This window comes from Serratia microhaemolytica, from assembly GCF_004011885.1.
Taxonomy (GTDB): Bacteria; Pseudomonadota; Gammaproteobacteria; order Enterobacterales; family Enterobacteriaceae; genus Serratia_G; species Serratia_G microhaemolytica.
The window spans coordinates 37889-55108 of sequence record NZ_SBEF01000024.1 but is presented as its reverse complement, the minus strand read 5'-3'; the positions used below and the strand labels follow the sequence as shown (position 1 = coordinate 55108).

The following is a 17220-nucleotide window of genomic DNA, read 5'->3' as shown; positions in this document are numbered from 1 at the left end:
TCATGGTCGTCTTGAACAGCGTATTGTCATGCAGCTACCCGCTGATTTACCTGATGATTTGAAACAGCGTTGGCCGTCAATACGCAGCCTGATTGAAGTGGTCAGTGAGCGAGGAAAACCGGGTGATGTTCACCGAGACTCCCGCTGGTATGTCAGCTCGTTACCTTTGAATGCAGAAGTGGCAGCACGGGCCATCCGTCAACATTGGGGTATAGAAAATCAGCTTCATTGGGTGCTGGATGTCGTTTTTCGCGAAGATGCGTTATCGCTGCATGACCTTGATGGAGCGGCCCATATGGCCCTCTTTAATCGCGTTGCACTCAGCGTTATCAAACAACATACCGGACTGAAAGACAGTATCGCCTCAAAGCGTAGACGGGCCGCCTGGTCTGCTGATTTTCGTAGCGAATTGATGTTTGGTTAAATTATATGCAAAGTGGAATCCCGCCCTGATCATCAATCCGTTAGGATATTAGGGCAGGGCAAGATCACGAATGTTTATTGACCAATGGTCGTATAAAAAAAGACCAGGATACTGTCGGTATGGTGTATGGGGCGAAAATGGCTGGGGTGGGGTTGGGGAGTTTGGCTAAAGCTACGGCACCGACGAAGTTAGCTCCGGATCCGACTATTAGGCAACGTGTGAATGCATTTGCTGTTCCATTACAATCAACAATTATTTATTAACAATTGGTTATGTAATCACTCAGGCCTTGACATGGTTTGCGGGATGATTTAATGTCGTGATACACTTTTTTATTCTAATTTAATAACAATGTCTCTTTATCACAAATTGAATTTTCGATCTGCTGACACCGGAAAACGAAGTATCATAGCACTGCTTTTTATTGGTGCGGTTAATCTCTGTTTCTACTGGTCGCCCTTTGTCGGTTTTATTTTGATGATTGCCGCTGTCATTACATATTCATTAATCCGCCCGACGACTACCAAAAAATTTTTTGATCTGCAGCGAGTGTTGGCAACGTCAAAAATACGTTCAATGGCCAACGGCTTGGTCGAATTGCGTGGCACAGTAGAAACATTGCAGCCGTTAAAATCGCCAATCGATGGGGTTAAATGTGTCGCTTATCGCTACACCATTCATCAGATTAGCAAAGATTCAGAGGGGAAAGAGATTTTCTCCACGATTAAAGATGAAACTGTCTGCCCCAATTTCATACTGAAAGATGACACGGGAAGTGTAGAAATCAAAACCGCAGGTATTATTTTGGCCGACTTACCATTGAATATGGAAAGTCGGGAGGGCAACAAATCTTATTTGCAGTATCTTTTGCAACCAGGCGATGATGTGCTGTTAATTGGTAAAGCCAGTGTCGAAAATGGCAAGAAAGTGATCGAAAAAGATGATACACAGGATATGCTGGTGCTTACCCCATTTTCAAACGTTGAAATGTCGAATAAACATAGGCCGCTGGTTATTCGGATGTGGATCTATCTTAGTATTACTGCATTTTTAGTTGCGTTGGTTCTAGCTGCGCCGCTCCATATCGAGCACGGCAGGGTATTCATTAGCTTTTCGCTGGATATGCTGTTCGGAAAGCATCTGTTTTGAACACAATGATTGGAGGGATATCGGGTATGCCTATCTTTTATTTGGTCCTAATTGTGGTGATGCTGCTAATCGGTTTGGGAACCGTGAGTTACTTTATCCGTGTCTATAACCAAATGGTGATGATGCGAAATAATGTTGACAAATCCTTTGCTAATATCGATGTGTTACTCAAACAGCGAGCAGATGAAATTCCAAACCTGATTAAAGTTGTCAAACAATTGACGAGTTATGAGAGTTCATTGTTAGAGGAGTTGACCGCACAGCGAACACGTTATTTAACTGCGAGTAATATTGATGAAAAGGTCGGTTTGAGCAATGAGATGGATAAAACCATCAAGAGTATTTTTGCTGTTTCAGAGAACTATCCTGAGATTAAAGCCGATAAAAATTTTATGTTATTGCAGCAGCGTGTCTCTGAGTTCGAAAGTCAGATTGCTGATCGGCGTGAACTATATAACGAAAGTGTCACTATCTATAATACCGGTATTAAAGAATTTCCCCCAGTGCTTTTGGCTAAATGGGTGGGCTATCATCAATTAAATTTATTGGTAATCAGTGAGCAAGAGAAATCATATCATGGAATTCAGTTTTGAGCTTTACAACTGGCTTGATAAAATTTACCAAGAGCCTGTTTATATAGTCACTGCTTGTATATTTGGCATTCCGCTTCTGATGATAGCGATTGCTCTGTTTGCTAAACCGCTTACCAGTAGAGCCTCATCAAAAGTGCAGTATACTGTTAATATTTTACTTTACGTTCCTCTGATTATTACCTGGTTTGCTGGTTTTGCATTAAGCGTACCCATGTTAGTTCAGCCATTTTCAGAAGTGGACGGGATCAGGATTTTTTTGATGATTTGCACTATCTATCTATGCGTTTTTATGTTTTGCCTGTTGAATATGACGCTGCTGAGCAATTGGATGAGAGATGGGATCGAGACCATTAATCAGAGGATTGCAGCTAAAAGAGAGAGGTAAAAAATGGTTGGCTGATTTTATATTTTCTCTGTCTAAAAACATCTGAGAGCATCAGTTTGGTGTCTTGTCGTTGGCATCACTGATGTGACTCTGTAGGCGGGTGGCAAGAGAACGTCCACAGTGGCTTATGATTCGAGTAAAATATTTTGTTCACTAACTTTTTGAAGTTAATTGTCTTTGCTGTTAAGTAGTGATGCATGGTACGTAACAAGGTAAAAAAGTGTTGTCATTTTACCAATAGCTGTGATAACTCTGTAAGCATTAAGTGAGAAGCAACCGCAGTAAGCAACCGAGATTATGAAGACTCTAGCCAAAGTGATTAGCCTGATTGTGATTAGCATAGTGGTGATTATTATCCCACCGTGCGGGGCTGCACTGGGCAGAGCAACGGCTTAGCAGATAAGCCAGAATCACCAGACACCCCCCGCACCTTAAGGTTCGGGGGGTTTTTTATGTCAGCAAGGAAAGTGAAACGAGGAGCAGAGTATGAGTGACAGCAGAAAACCCCACACTTCCCACAGTGAAGCGGAGAAATAGCTATGAATGGTGCTCATTGGGTCGTTCAGGCACTACGTTCTCAGGGGATTGAGACTGTATTTGGTTATCCGGGTGGCGCGATTATGCCAATTTACGATGCACTGTATGACGGCGGTATAGATCACCTGTTATGTCGCCACGAACAGGGCGCGGCAATGGCAGCAATTGGTTATGCCCGAGCCAGTGGAAAGGTCGGCGTTTGCATCGCCACCTCTGGCCCTGGTGCAACCAATTTAATTACCGGTCTGGCTGATGCGCTGCTTGATTCGGTGCCGATAGTCGCTATCACCGGTCAGGTTGCTTCACCGTTAATCGGTACTGATGCTTTTCAGGAAGTCGATGTATTGGGGCTGTCACTGGCCTGTACCAAACACAGTTTTCTGGTTGAATCGGTAGAGGCACTCCCCGCCATCATGGCAGAAGCTTTCGCAATTGCCACCAGTGGTCGCCCTGGCCCAGTTTTGATTGATATCCCGAAAGACATCCAATTAGCCGAAGCTGATTTACCCCCCTATTTAAGCCCAGTCGCCGATCAACTGCCCTATCCCGAACAGCAGATCGCGACTGCTCGGCAGCTACTCAGTCAAGCAAAGAAACCGATGCTGTATATCGGTGGTGGTGTTGGTATGGCACAGGCAGTGCCAGCACTGCGTGAACTGGTCGCGGCAACAGACATTCCTACCGTGGTGACGCTGAAAGGCTTAGGTGCTGCCGATGCTAACCACCCTTATTACCTCGGTATGCTCGGGATGCATGGCACTAAGGCAGCCAATTTTGCCGTGCAGCAGTGTGATCTGTTGATTGCCGTTGGTGCTCGGTTTGATGATCGTGTCACGGGTAAATTGAATGCATTTGCGCCCGAGGCGAAAGTGATCCATTTGGATATCGATCTGGCCGAGATCAGCAAACTGCGGCAGGCGCATGTGGCACTGCAGGGGGATCTGAAGAAATTGCTACCCGCCTTGCAACAACCGCTCGATATTGCGCCCTGGTTACAGCGGGTTGCTGAGCTTAAGGCGGCACATCCGTGGCGTTATGATCACCCCGGTCAGGCGATTTATGCGCCACTGTTGCTCAAGCAGCTTTCAGATCGTAAACCTGTTAATAGCGTGGTCACCACGGATGTTGGTCAGCATCAGATGTGGGTTGCCCAGCATATGGTGTTTGAGCGGCCAGAGGACCTGCTCACGTCTTGTGGTTTGGGGACGATGGGTTTTGGTATTCCAACCGCAATTGGTGCCCAGATGGCACGCCCTGGCGATACGGTCATTTGTGTCTCGGGCGACGGCTCATTTATGATGAATGTGCAAGAGTTAGCCACCATTAAGCGTAAACAGTTACCGATCAAGATAGTATTAATTGATAACCAGCGTCTGGGAATGGTGCGTCAGTGGCAGCAACTGTTTTTTGATGCGCGTTACAGTGAAACCAACCTCTCTGATAATCCGGATTTCCTGCTGCTGGCGAGCGCGTTTGGTATTCCAGGCCAACGCATCAGCAGTAAGGATCAGGTTGCAGCAGCGCTCGACACGTTACTGAACAGTGATGGGCCTTATCTGTTACAAGTATCGATTGACGCACTGGAAAATGTCTGGCCGCTAGTCCCCCCGGGTGCGGCTAACGAAACTATGTTGGAGAAAGTATCATGATGCAGCATCAACTGTTGATCAGCGCGCGTTCCCGTCCTGAGATGCTAGAGCGCATTCTGCGTGTGGTTCGTCATCGTGGTTTTCAGGTCTGTGCGATGGATATGGTCTTGGGAGAAGGCAATGAAGCCACGATTAAATTGACTGTTGCCAGTGCGCGCTCGGTCGATCTGCTCTCGGCACAATTAACCAAATTGGTTGATGTCTGCCAGGTGGAACTACAACAAGCAATATCACAACAAATACGCGCCTAATGGCGTAATAAGGAAGAGCGTAAATGACGAAAAAAGCTGATTTCATTTGGTTCAATGGTGACATGGTGCCTTGGGCAGAGGCTAAGGTGCATGTGATGTCACATGCTCTGCATTACGGTACTTCCGTCTTTGAGGGTATTCGCTGCTACCACTCTCATCAGGGGCCGGTGGTGTTCCGTCATCGTGAACACATGCAACGCCTGCATGACTCGGCAAAGATTTATCGTATGCCGGTCAGCCTGACGGTTGACGAGTTGATGGCGGCCTGCCGGGAGACCTTGCGCAAGAACAATCTGGTCAGTGCTTATATTCGTCCGCTGGTGTTTGTTGGTGATGTTGGCATGGGCGTTAACCCGCCACCAGGTTATCAAACCGATGTGATTATTGCTGCTTTCCCTTGGGGGGCGTACCTGGGAGAAGAGGCACTGGAGCAGGGCATCGATGCCATGGTCTCCTCTTGGCAGCGCGCAGCGCCCAATACCATCCCCACGGCGGCCAAAGCAGGCGGTAACTACCTGTCATCATTGCTAGTGGGCAGTGAAGCGCGTCGTCACGGCTACCAGGAAGGGATCGCACTGGATGTTCATGGCTATATCTCGGAAGGTGCTGGGGAGAACCTGTTTGAAGTGAAAGATGGGGTGATCTTCACACCGCCGTTCACCTCTTCAGCGCTGCCGGGCATCACGCGGGATGCGATTATCCGGCTGGCGAAAGATCTCGGTTTTGAAGTGCGCGAGCAGGTGCTGTCGCGCGAGTCGCTCTATCTGGCAGACGAGGTGTTTATGACCGGCACTGCCGCCGAGATCACGCCAGTGCGCAGTGTTGACGGTATCCAGGTGGGTATTGGCAAACGGGGTGCCGTTACTCAACAGATCCAGCAGGCATTCTTTGGTTTGTTCACGGGTGCGACAGAAGACAGATATGGTTGGTTAGATCCCGTTAATCAATAATATCGTTCGCTATTTAGAGGGGTATTGCTTGAAGCGCCCCTCGCAAAACAGCGGCGATAGCAATAAACTGGCAGCCTGATAAGCGCCAACGAACCCGATTTGGAGTAATACGACATGCCTAAGTACCGTTCTGCCACCACCACACATGGCCGCAATATGGCCGGCGCCCGTGCATTATGGCGCGCAACCGGAATGACTGATGCTGATTTCGGCAAACCGATTATCGCTGTGGTCAACTCGTTTACCCAGTTTGTGCCGGGCCATGTCCATCTGCGCGATCTGGGTAAGTTGGTTGCTGAACAGATTGAAGCTGCCGGTGGTGTTGCGAAAGAGTTCAATACCATTGCTGTCGATGACGGTATTGCGATGGGGCATGGTGGAATGCTCTATTCGCTGCCATCACGCGAACTGATTGCCGACTCGGTTGAGTACATGGTCAATGCGCACTGTGCGGATGCGATGGTCTGCATCTCAAACTGCGACAAAATCACCCCCGGCATGTTGATGGCGGCACTGCGCCTGAATATCCCAGTGATCTTTGTATCTGGTGGTCCAATGGAAGCGGGCAAAACCAAACTGTCCGATCAGATCATCAAGCTGGATCTGATCGACGCGATGATCCAGGGTGCAAACCCGAATGTCAGCGATGCTGACAGCGAACAGATCGAGCGTTCGGCCTGCCCAACCTGCGGCTCCTGTTCTGGCATGTTTACCGCCAACTCGATGAACTGTCTGACTGAAGCGCTTGGTCTGTCACAACCAGGCAACGGCTCGTTATTGGCGACCCATGCCGACCGTAAAGAGCTGTTCCTCAATGCAGGCAAACGCATTGTCTCGCTGGCTAAGCGTTACTATGAACAGGATGACAGCCGCGTGTTACCACGCAGCATTGCCAGCAAAGCGGCGTTTGAAAATGCCATGACGCTTGATATCGCGATGGGGGGATCAACCAACACCGTGCTGCACCTATTGGCGGCAGCCCAAGAGGGGGAAGTTGATTTCAGCATGGCCGACATTGACCGCTTATCACGCCAGGTGCCGCACCTGTGTAAAGTGGCGCCGAGTACGCAGAAATATCACATGGAAGATGTACACCGCGCCGGTGGCGTATTGGCTATTCTGGGTGAGCTAGATCGTGCCGGCTTGCTTAACCGTAACGTACACAATGTGTTGGGGATGACACTGCCGGAAACGTTGCAGCAGTACGACATCATGCTGACGCAAGATGAGGCTGTAAAGACCATGTTCCGCGCGGGGCCTGCGGGTATCCGCACCACACAAGCGTTCTCGCAGCAGTGCCGCTGGGAAACGTTGGATGACGATCGCGTGAATGGCTGTATTCGTGCCAAAGAGCACGCGTTCAGCCAAGATGGTGGCTTGGCGGTGCTGTACGGCAACATGGCACAGGATGGCAGCATTGTAAAAACAGCCGGGGTCGATCAGGATAACCTCACCTTCCGTGGCCCGGCCAAAGTGTATGAGAGCCAGGAGTGTGCGGTAGAGGCGATCCTCGGTGGTTTAGTGGTTGCAGGTGATGTGGTGGTGATCCGCTACGAAGGGCCGAAAGGTGGCCCAGGAATGCAGGAGATGCTCTATCCGACCACCTACTTGAAGTCGATGGGTTTGGGTAAAGCTTGCGCATTGGTGACCGATGGTCGTTTCTCTGGTGGTACTTCCGGACTGTCGATTGGCCACGTTTCGCCAGAAGCGGCTAATGGCGGATTGATTGCGCTGATCGAAGATGGCGACATTATCGACATCAATATCCCTAACCGCAGCATGGTACTTGATGTCACCGAAAGCGTGTTGGCCGCACGGCGTGAAGCGCAACTGGCGCGCGGTGCAGAAGCTTGGACACCGAAAGCGCGTCAGCGTCAGGTCTCTTACGCCCTACGTGCTTATGCCAGCCTGGCAACCAGTGCCGATAAAGGTGCGGTACGTGACAAAAGCAAACTAGGAGGTTGATCAATATGGCATCATCGCACACTCTAGCCACTGCCCCGGGTGGTGCTGAATATCTGCGTGCAATTTTGCGCTCGCCGGTTTACGAAGTGGCACAAGTCACGCCGTTAGAGAAAATGGAGAAAATCTCCTCACGCTTAGGTAACACCATTCTGGTCAAGCGTGAAGACCGTCAGCCAGTACACAGTTTCAAGCTGCGTGGAGCCTATGCGATGATCGCCAGCTTGGATCAACAACAGCGTGCTCGAGGGGTGATCACCGCATCAGCCGGCAACCACGCACAAGGTGTGGCGCTTTCTGGACGCAGGATTGGCGTGAAAACGCTGATCGTGATGCCGGTGGCGACGGCAGACATTAAAGTGGATGCTGTGCGCGATTTTGGCGGAGAAGTGCTGCTGCATGGTGCCAACTTTGATGAAGCGAAAGCAAAAGCGATCGCACTGGCACAGCAACAGGGCATGACCTTTGTGCCGCCATTTGATCACCCAGCCGTGATCGCTGGCCAGGGCACCTTGGCACTCGAACTGCTGCAACAGGACGCACATCTGGATCGGATCTTTGTGCCGGTGGGTGGTGGTGGCTTGGCGGCCGGTGTCGCGGTGCTGATCAAACAACTGATGCCTCAGATCCAGGTGATCGGCGTCGAAGCAGAGGACTCTGCCTGCTTGCGTGCTGCGCTGGATGCCGGGCAGCCGGTTGATCTCAGCCGTGTTGGCCTGTTTGCTGAAGGGGTGGCGGTAAAGCGCATTGGAGATGAGACTTTCCGCCTCTGCCGCGAATATCTGGATGATGTGATCACGGTAGACAGTGATGCGATCTGTGCTGCGGTGAAAGATCTGTTTGAAGACAGTCGGGCGATTGCGGAACCGTCGGGAGCGTTGGCACTGGCTGGGTTGAAAAAGTATGTCCAGCAGCACCAGATCCAGGGCGAACGCCTGGCACATATTCTCTCTGGTGCAAACGTCAACTTTCATGGCCTGCGCTACGTCTCGGAGCGCTGTGAACTGGGTGAACAGCGCGAAGCGTTATTTGCTGTCACTATTCCGGAACAGAAAGGCAGCTTCCTTAAGTTTTGCCAGTTGCTCGGTGGCCGTTCAGTGACCGAATTCAACTACCGCCATGCCGATGCCGAGTTGGCCTGTATCTTCGTCGGTGTACGCCTCACCCGGGGGTATCACGAACGGATGGAAATTATTGATCAGTTACAAAGCGGCGGCTATCAGGTGGTTGATCTCTCTGATGATGAAATGGCCAAACTGCATGTGCGCTACATGGTCGGCGGCAAACCGACACGTGCGTTGCCAGAGCGGGTTTACAGTTTCGTGTTTCCCGAATCACCTGGTGCGTTGTTAAAGTTTCTACAAACCTTGGGCACACATTGGAACATTTCACTGTTTCACTACCGTAGCCACGGCACCGACTTTGGCCGTGTGTTGGCGGGGTTTGAATTAACTGAGCATGATCCAGCATTCGAACGCCACTTGATGGCACTGGGCTATGAGTGCCATGACGAGAGCAACAGCGCAGCGTTCCGCTTCTTTTTGCAAGGTTGATAGCAAGTTGTGACGTCGACAGCAAACTGCAACGTTGATGCCAAAGGCAAGGTTAATGCCAACTGCCAGCGTGATATCAACTGATTGACAGGGATCACAGTAGCAAAGCAGGTGTTCGATTTGCTCGCTATGCGTTATTCGCCGCTACCGGTTGTTACGCCTCACCGTGAGCGGTGAGGCGATTGTTCAAGCTAACGTTCTAAGTTACTTCAAACTGAGTTTAAAACCGGCCTGGCGCATCTGTGTTGCCAGCTCGGGTTGTTGCAGATGATCAAGAGTATCGGCCAGATAGGCATAATCGTGCGCATCTGGCCGCTGTTGCAGCGCCTCTTGCAACGCTTCACTGGCCGCTTGCCACTCACCCTGCTTGAACAGCAACTGCCCCAGGACACTGCTTAACAACGGTTGCTTGCCATGCTGCTTGATCTGCTGGCGCAACATTTTCAGCAGTTGCTCCGGTTTGTCTGAATCAAGGCGTGGCATCAGCAGCACCAGACGTTGATCATACTGGCGTTTTAACCCCTCTAGGATAATTTCCTGTGCAGCGGCATGATCGTCACAGGTGAGAAGGTGTTCCGCCAGCGCCACCTGTAACGGAATTTCATGGCGTACTTTGCGGCTCTGGTCTTTCCACCAGCGCAACAGTCCTTCGCTGCCCTCATCGGCCATCGCCTGATCCATCAAGCCAATATAAGCCTGTTGTTGCAGCGCCAGGATTTGATCTTCCGGATAGAGGTCGATCTTGTACATCGAAGGTAGAATTTCCAGTAGCGAGCCATAAGCACCGGTTGCCAGATAAGCCTGCTGGGCCAGCCGCAACACTTCTGGATGACGAGGAACCTGATTGAGCAGTTGATCAACACCATGACGGGCGGCGTGCATTTGCCCTTGCGCCAGTTGCAGACGCACCCGGGTGATGTCAACCGGCAACTGATTGTTTTCCGCCAGTTGTGCCGCCAGTTCCAGATATTGCAGCGTGCGGATCTGGTCGCCGCGCTGTTGTGCTGCTTCTGCTGCCAGCAAGTAGTTAACGACGGGCTGCTCGGCATGTTTGGCACTGCGCGTTAGCAGCGCTTCAACCTGCTGGTAGTCGCCTTCGGCTAATTTAAGCAGTGCAGCCTTGGTCTGCTGATTGGCGCGTTGGCGTTTACGCCCGGAGAACCAGCTCTGTGTACGGCTGCCCGTATGAAAAATACGGCGTAGGATAGATCCGATCGCCAGCAACAGTACGAACAGCAGAACCATCGCAATCACTAATGCGGTAATACTGGTCTCAATATTGTAGTTGTTGGTCTGGATCAACACATAACCTTGGTGCCCTGCCAGCATCGGCCCCAGGATGATACTGGCGATCAGGATCAGAAACAGGAATAACACACGTAACATGGTCTATTCCTCTCTATGGCTGGTGATAGCGCGTGGTGAGGTGGATTGCCCACGGCTCTTTAGCAGTTTTTCCAGCAGTGCAGGGCTGGTTAACTGCTGTGGCAGATCCAGCGCTACACTCTGCTGCTGCAACTGCTCTAATTGCGTCAGAAATGCCTGAGTCGCCGGATCACTCGGTTCAAAGTAGCTGCGTGACCAGGTAGAGACTGTAGCCAGTGATTGGCTGTAAAGTTCGTTCTGATGGCGTTCGACCGCCTGCATGGCAATTAACAGCCGTGCGCGGATATTTTCCCGCAAATAGATATCCTGATTGGGTGCCAGTAGCGGCTCTGTGATGCTATCACGGCGGCGGATGGTGATAAAATCGGCCATAAAGCTGTGCCAGCTTTTGGTTAAGTTCTGGCGCCATTCGCCAAGTGAGGTGGATAACTCGCCCTCTTGTGGTTCCATTGGCCGCTCATCCTTGTTGTTGTCGATCAGACGCAGGTTGTCGACTTGGTTGGCAAGTTGGTTGAGTTGCAGCGTCAGACCATCGAAGTCGGTCTGTGTCACCGCTTGCAGTGTGCCGATATCCTGCTGGATCGCCAAGCGTAGCGTGCGCAGGCTGGGATCATGCATTTCAACCAAGCTGGCATCTGCGCTCTTTAGCAGCGCAATTGCCGTAGCGAGATCTTGATCGCTCCATAACTTACGCCCTGCGGTATTGAGTAGAAAATTGGCTTGAGCCAGCAGCCAACTCTTATCACTCTGGCTACCGCTGGTCGCGGCAAGTTGGCGTTGCAGATCTTCGATTCTTGCGTTCAACTCGTTTTCAGCATTTTTACTGTTCGCCAGCGCTTGGCTCTGCTGCTCCAGTTGCTGTTGCAACTGTTTGAACTGCTCTTGTAATTGCTGTTGCAGCGTCCCGATCCCTTGTTGGCGATCCTGTATCAGCTTGGTTACCTGCTGTTGGAGTAGCTGATTGGCGCTACTGAGCGCCTGGCTCTGCTGGTGGCTGTGGTAATAACTGAAACCACCCAGCGCGATAACCAGCACCAGTGCGATGCTGCCTAATACCGCACCGCTGTTTTTGACTTTCTGATGCTTAGCTTCCGGCTGTTGCTGGCTCTCAACCGCAGGTGATGGCTCAACCACCGTAGTGGCTTCATCAACCGGCGTGGAAGGCGTATTTTGTTCCGTCGTCATAGTGGCATATCTCACAATAAAGTCATGGTATCGCGCGTAATAGCGCGTCATTGTCTGCGTTATCAGCTACCCGAATTGAGCGCCAGCCCAATTGTTGAGCAAGAGTAGCCAAGCGTTCACTGACCACTATCAACTGGCAGTGCAATAGCCAACCACAACGATAGTCGTAAGGAACTAACTGATAAAGTTGCTGCAACATTTCGCCGCTGGTCACAACCAGCGTATCGATCCCTACCTGTTGCCAGTAGGCGCTCTGCTGTTCACCCTGATAGGGCACCACAGTGCGTTGGTAACATTCACAATAGGTGACTGAAGCGCCACGGGCGGCGAGAGTTTCGCCCAACAGTGCTCGACCACCGTTACCGCGCAGGATCAACGCCTGCTTCCCGGCTACCTGTTGCAATCCGGCAAGTTGCAGCAAGTTCTCGCTATTTTCACGCCCAGCAGGTGCAGCAACTGGCAGGTGCGCTACCTGATAAAGCGCAGATGCGCTGCGTCGACCGATCGCATAATAGGACAAACTGGCTGGCCATTGAAGCCCCAGACCATCAATCACATCATTGGCATAATGCACTGCATGTTGCGATAAAACAAACAGTAAATCACCGGCATTTAGCGCGGTTAAGGCCGCCGGCAGATGCACCAGATCACGGCCGGCAGCGAGGGTGATCAAGGGGGCATGATAGGCGCTGCGCCCCGATGCCCGCAGACGGTTCACTAACTGCTCCCCAGCGGGAGCGGGGCGAGTGACCAAGATGGCCATTATGCCTGCTTGCCTTGTGTGTCAGAGGGGCAGTAGAGCGCCTGTAGAATCTGATCGGCACCCGCAGCCAGTAGCTGTTCTGCCAGTGCAATGCCGATCTGCTCTGCTTGGCTGGCGTCACCGCGCTGCTCAGCACGTATCACCCGGCTGCCATCGGGCGCACCCACCAGCGCACGCAGCCAGAGTTGATCGCCTGCCAGCTCGGCGTAGCTGCCAATCGGCACCTGACAGCCACCCTGCAACCGACCATTCATCGCGCGTTCAGCGCTAACACAGATCGCAGTCTGGTGATGGTTGAGCGGTGCCAGCAGCGCGCGCGTGACATCATCATCCAGGCGGCACTCGATACCCACAGCACCTTGGCCAACCGCAGGCAGCGACTGCTCCGGGCTGAGGGTACTGCGGATACGCTGCGCTAACCCGAGCCGTTTTAACCCGGCAGCAGCCAGGATAATCGCATCGTACTCGCCTTGATCGAGTTTGCTCAGGCGAGTACCAACGTTGCCACGCAGATCGGTAACCAGCAGATCTGGGCGTTGTTGGCGCAGTTGGCACTGACGACGCAGGCTGGATGTGCCAACACGGCTACCGGCAGGCAACTGTTCAATGCTGGCAAAGTGGTGGCAGACAAAAGCGTCACGAGGATCTTCACGTTGGCAAATGGTGCTCAGCCCCAGCCCGTCAGGAAAGGCAACGGGCACATCTTTCATCGAGTGAACAGCAATATCTGCGCGCCCTTCGAGCAGTGCCACTTCAAGCTCTTTGACAAACAGCCCTTTGCCACCCACTTTTGCCAGTGGCGTATCTAAAATGACATCGCCACGCGTCACCATCGGCACCAGTTCAACCTGTAAGTTGGGGTGAAATAGCTGCAACTGCTGCTGCACATAGTGTGCTTGCCAAAGGGCAAGTGGGCTTTGGCGAGTGGCAATACGAACAATTTTGTCTGACATGATAATTTCCGTTTTTATAACGCGCGCCTCATCCTACCACCGAGCTGGAGTGCTGTCAGCGTTAGAAACGCGCTGATTGTCCGCTGCTTCCTGATGGTGAAGCTGGGCGTTATTGCCAACAAGATAAAACAGCGTTTTGTTTTGGTTGGTCAATAACGCACAATATTGTAAAGTGCAGGCACGGCGCGCAACGTTTTTGCCATTCACACTACTGCTTATTCCCTATTACCGGTAACGAGGTCAACCATGTCTGTTTTGCTTGAAAAATTGTCTGCCTTGAAAATCATTCCTGTCATTGCGATCAATAATGCTGACGATGCGGTTGCACTGGGGCAAGCCTTGATTGAGGGAGGAATGCCGAGTGCTGAGATCACTTTCCGGACTCCGGCAGCGGCGCAAGCGATCGCGAATCTGCGCCAACAGTTTCCACAGATGGTGATTGGTGCTGGGACAGTGTTAACGACTCAGCAAGTCGATCAGGCGATTGAAGCGGGTGCGGATTTCATCGTCAGCCCGGGCCTCAACCCAACCACCGTGCGTTACTGCCAGGCACGCGGTATCGCGATTATTCCTGGTGTCAATAACCCGAGCTTGGTTGAGCAGGCGATGGAACTGGGGCTTAGCGCACTGAAATTTTTCCCAGCAGAACCCTCTGGCGGTTTACCGATGCTGAAGGCGATGAGCGCGGTCTACCCAGTCAAATTTATGCCAACCGGCGGCATCACACCGCATAACGTCAAAGAGTATCTGGCACAGAAAGCAGTGTTTGCTTGTGGTGGAACCTGGATGGTGCCAGCGGATCTACTCGAACAGCGCCAATGGCAGCGAGTGACTGAATTGGCTCAACAGGCGATGGCAGTGGTCAGTTAATTCAGCGAGGTGATAAAAATGTTTGTTTTTAACCAGCAGTGCCGGTTGGAAGATCTTGGCAACGGAGTGAGCCGTAAGATCCTGGCCCACGGCGGTAACCTGATGTCAGTGGAAGTCCATTTTGCCAAAGGTGCCGTCGGGCCGCTGCATAGCCACCCACATGAACAACTGACTTATGTATTGTCCGGCGAGTTCGAATTTACCATTGGTGATGAAACGCGCCTCGTGAAAGCGGGGGATACACTTTACAAACAACCGAATGTGATCCACGGCTGTGTCTGTCTTCAGCCAGGGGTACTGCTGGATCTGTTCACGCCACAACGGCAGGATTTTCTCGCCAACTAGTTAATTTCGACATCATCCATCCCCCGTCAGCTCAGTGATAAATGGCCAGTAAAAACTGGCCATTTTGGCAACATTAATGCGCTGTTAAACACTACTGCTGTAGCGGCGCGGTTAAAGTTATCTTCTGCTCAATCCGCTTGATCATGTAGGGAAAGAACGGATTGGAAGAGAGACGCATCAGGGAATCCAGCCCAACCACCAGTACCGCACGTTCACCGCGTGCGGCAAATGTCCCCAAGCTGATGCCATATTGATCGCGCGGTTCTGGGTAACGACCGTAGAGCGGATCACTCAGTGGGAACGGCAGTGCGACATGTGATAGCGAAAAGATATCCGGCAGGTAGGTGATATCGAGTAGTTCGGTGTTCTCTGAGATCTGCCCGGCAGTAACCGTGCGAGCCAGGGTATCCGTGGTCTCCGGGGTGACATTGGTAACAATGGTGGCACTGTAGTTGCGTGGTGCTCTTGGCAGCAGGCGTGGCAGCGCAGTATAGGAAGAGCTGCGCAGCAGCGGGCCAAACGAGACTGCTTGATTTAAATCAAACAACACCACTTCACTGCCATTATTCGGCAACTGGTTATAGAGCGCGGTGATCACTGCGCGGGTGCTAACGGTGGAGTCCATCACTGACTGGAAAGTCAGTATCGGTGGTAATTCAGCGAGACGATTGTTGCGGGCATCTGCGGTGATCTGGTTTTGCAGTACTTGTGTCAGTTGGAACGATTGGCGCGCACCGTTTACTGGAAACGAATTGTATTTAAAAGGATTAAACTCAGGCACGATGCCTAACCAAGCGGCTTTGGCGAACGCAGGAAAGAACGCGGGCCAACCGGCGACACCGGCAAAACGGGCAAAACTGGTTACCCCAATCATTGGCGAGATTAGGATCACTTGCTGAGGTTTGGCTAACTGCGGATTTTCCAGCGTATCCAGGGTATATTTCATCGCCAGCGCGCCACCGTTAGAGAAACCGACAATGTGCAGAGGCACATTGTTACCTGCGAGGTTTTTGGCGTGACGTACGGCTAAACGGGTTGCCGCCAGCCAATCCTGCCAGTCAACACGGGTCAATGCAGCGGGTACGGTGCCGTGCGCCGGCATTCGGATGCCAACCGCGACATAGCCGTGCTGACGATAGTGATCGGCAATATGCCGCAAGCTGTATGGGGTATCGGTGAGGCCGTGTAGCAGCACAACAGCACCCTTAATCTCACCCTCCGGCATCATAATGTAAGAGCGGTTCCAGTTGGTGGGTAACTTTTCTGGGTAGAAGGCACTGCCAGGGTAGTAGCGATTAAGTGCTATCTGCTGATTAGCAGGTAACTGATTGGTAACGTTGAGTTGTACCTCATTGAAAACCTTGTCTTCGGCTTTCATATAGTCGGCCCAACTGGCGTTATCGATCTGATCAGCATGCATCTCATGCGGTATGAAGGTATGCCAGAGCTGGAGTGATGGCCCACGCTGAGTCTCATAGACACGCAGGCCAAGCGCACCGATAAACAGAAAAACCAGCATGAAGACAATACGCTTCATCCATTTGATAATCATTTAATTCCACTCCATTTTGGCGGTGAACTAACGCTGTGATCACGGGTAAAACAGAGCAGCCCAACTGCGCTGGCTGCTCGGAGTCATGGTGGTAGCTTAACGAGGAGATACCGTGGTTGTGCCGCCGCTAGTGGCAATGGCAACGCGCTGTCCGACTTGGAACTGTGTTGGCCCTTGAGCTTGGACAACAATAATATTGACGCCATCATCACGGCGGATTTCCAGTTCAACGCCGGCACTGCGGTTCATTGAGTTCTGGATACTGGAGCCGACAGCGGCACCACCGACTGCACCTGCTGCGGTAGCCAGATTACGACCGCTGCCACCACCGACTGTGTTACCCAGGAAACCACCCACTACGGCACCGCCAATCGCCCCAACGGCGTTGTTGCCATCACCACCTTGAATGGTGACGGGGCGCACAGAGACCAGTGTACCGTAAGTGACAGTCTGTACTTGTCGAGCTTGTGAAGCAGTGAAGGTATCGCCAGAGGCGGTGTTATTGGCGGCGCATCCGCTAAGAGCTGCGGCGGCGGCAATAGCAACGATAAAAATTGTCTTGGTCATATAAGCTCCTAACATGTTGAGATCAGCAGGGACAACGTGTCCTGTTGTAGAAAGTATGGCAGGAAGTTAATTTTATTCAGGATTCACTGTAAAAAAATATATCAGTGATTTTTTATCCTGCTTCATATTGTAAAGGTAGATTATTT

The 17220-nt window shown here is 51.7% G+C and carries 18 protein-coding genes; 12 read left to right on the top strand and 6 right to left on the bottom strand.

Features of this window, described 5'->3' with window-relative positions; genetic code table 11:
• The 10 genes from EOJ37_RS09390 to ilvA form a co-directional block, all read left to right on the top strand.
• The coding region (locus EOJ37_RS09390) for an ISAs1 family transposase (RefSeq protein WP_127959665.1) at positions 1 to 424 on the top strand (424 nt) is incomplete at its 5' end.
• Positions 425 to 775: 351 nt separating this feature from the next.
• Complete coding sequence (locus EOJ37_RS09385; protein ID WP_127959664.1) at positions 776 to 1573, top strand: hypothetical protein; 798 nt, start codon at positions 776 to 778, stop codon at positions 1571 to 1573.
• A 26-nt stretch (positions 1574 to 1599) separates the two neighbouring features.
• A complete protein-coding gene (locus tag EOJ37_RS09380; protein ID WP_127959663.1) occupies positions 1600 to 2166 on the top strand; it encodes a LemA family protein in 567 nt (188 codons plus the stop codon).
• Complete coding sequence (locus tag EOJ37_RS09375; protein ID WP_127959662.1) at positions 2150 to 2551, top strand: hypothetical protein; 402 nt, start codon at positions 2150 to 2152, stop codon at positions 2549 to 2551. The genes EOJ37_RS09380 and EOJ37_RS09375 overlap by 17 nt, the downstream gene beginning before the upstream one ends.
• A 297-nt stretch (positions 2552 to 2848) precedes the next feature.
• The gene (ilvL, locus tag EOJ37_RS09370; RefSeq protein WP_127959661.1) at positions 2849 to 2947 is read left to right on the top strand and encodes an ilv operon leader peptide; all 99 of its coding nucleotides are present in this window, start codon (positions 2849 to 2851) and stop codon (positions 2945 to 2947) included.
• A 143-nt stretch (positions 2948 to 3090) separates the two neighbouring features.
• A complete protein-coding gene (gene ilvG / locus EOJ37_RS09365) occupies positions 3091 to 4737 on the top strand; it encodes an acetolactate synthase 2 catalytic subunit (protein WP_127959660.1) in 1647 nt (548 codons plus the stop codon).
• On the top strand, positions 4734 to 4988 hold the full coding sequence (ilvM, locus tag EOJ37_RS09360; RefSeq protein ID WP_127959659.1) for an acetolactate synthase 2 small subunit: 255 nt from the start codon (positions 4734 to 4736) through the stop codon (positions 4986 to 4988). Before ilvG ends, ilvM begins: the two co-directional genes overlap by 4 nt.
• Before the next feature lie 23 nt (positions 4989 to 5011).
• Positions 5012 to 5938 (top strand): branched-chain amino acid transaminase, encoded by a 927-nt coding sequence (locus EOJ37_RS09355; protein WP_127959658.1) that lies wholly within the window; start codon positions 5012 to 5014, stop codon positions 5936 to 5938.
• A gap of 114 nt (positions 5939 to 6052) precedes the next feature.
• The gene (ilvD, locus tag EOJ37_RS09350; RefSeq protein WP_127959657.1) at positions 6053 to 7903 is read left to right on the top strand and encodes a dihydroxy-acid dehydratase; all 1851 of its coding nucleotides are present in this window, start codon (positions 6053 to 6055) and stop codon (positions 7901 to 7903) included.
• Between the two features lie 5 nt (positions 7904 to 7908).
• A complete protein-coding gene (gene ilvA, locus EOJ37_RS09345; protein WP_127959656.1) occupies positions 7909 to 9453 on the top strand; it encodes a threonine ammonia-lyase, biosynthetic in 1545 nt (514 codons plus the stop codon).
• A 204-nt stretch (positions 9454 to 9657) separates the two neighbouring features.
• Here ilvA and hemY read toward each other — a convergent pair whose 3' ends face one another.
• From hemY to hemC, 4 genes are read right to left on the bottom strand one after another with little or no spacing between them, the layout of a single operon-like run.
• Positions 9658 to 10839 (bottom strand): protoheme IX biogenesis protein HemY, encoded by a 1182-nt coding sequence (gene hemY / locus EOJ37_RS09340; protein ID WP_127959655.1) that lies wholly within the window; start codon positions 10837 to 10839, stop codon positions 9658 to 9660.
• A gap of 3 nt (positions 10840 to 10842) precedes the next feature.
• Positions 10843 to 12024 (bottom strand): uroporphyrinogen-III C-methyltransferase, encoded by a 1182-nt coding sequence (gene hemX / locus EOJ37_RS09335; RefSeq protein WP_127959654.1) that lies wholly within the window; start codon positions 12022 to 12024, stop codon positions 10843 to 10845.
• 22 nt (positions 12025 to 12046) lie between these two features.
• Entirely contained in the window at positions 12047 to 12787 is a 741-nt protein-coding gene (hemD, locus tag EOJ37_RS09330; RefSeq protein WP_127959653.1) for a uroporphyrinogen-III synthase, read from the bottom strand.
• Positions 12787 to 13740 carry a hydroxymethylbilane synthase gene (gene hemC / locus EOJ37_RS09325; RefSeq protein WP_127959652.1) on the bottom strand — a complete coding sequence of 318 codons (954 nt, stop codon included), beginning with the start codon at positions 13738 to 13740 and terminating at the stop codon, positions 12787 to 12789. Before hemC ends, hemD begins: the two co-directional genes overlap by 1 nt.
• Positions 13741 to 13986: 246 nt before the next feature.
• On the opposite strand from hemC, the gene EOJ37_RS09320 reads away from it, so the two are divergent.
• A complete protein-coding gene (locus EOJ37_RS09320) occupies positions 13987 to 14610 on the top strand; it encodes a bifunctional 4-hydroxy-2-oxoglutarate aldolase/2-dehydro-3-deoxy-phosphogluconate aldolase (RefSeq protein WP_127959651.1) in 624 nt (207 codons plus the stop codon).
• Positions 14611 to 14628: 18 nt separating this feature from the next.
• Positions 14629 to 14955, top strand: coding sequence for a cupin domain-containing protein (locus tag EOJ37_RS09315; RefSeq protein ID WP_127959650.1), 327 nt, complete (start codon positions 14629 to 14631; stop codon positions 14953 to 14955).
• A 91-nt stretch (positions 14956 to 15046) separates the two neighbouring features.
• Here EOJ37_RS09315 and EOJ37_RS09310 read toward each other — a convergent pair whose 3' ends face one another.
• On the bottom strand, positions 15047 to 16507 hold the full coding sequence (locus tag EOJ37_RS09310; RefSeq protein ID WP_127959649.1) for an alpha/beta hydrolase: 1461 nt from the start codon (positions 16505 to 16507) through the stop codon (positions 15047 to 15049).
• 96 nt (positions 16508 to 16603) lie between these two features.
• Entirely contained in the window at positions 16604 to 17074 is a 471-nt protein-coding gene (locus EOJ37_RS09305) for an outer membrane lipoprotein (protein ID WP_127959648.1), read from the bottom strand.
• Between the last annotated feature and the right edge of the window lie 146 nt (positions 17075 to 17220).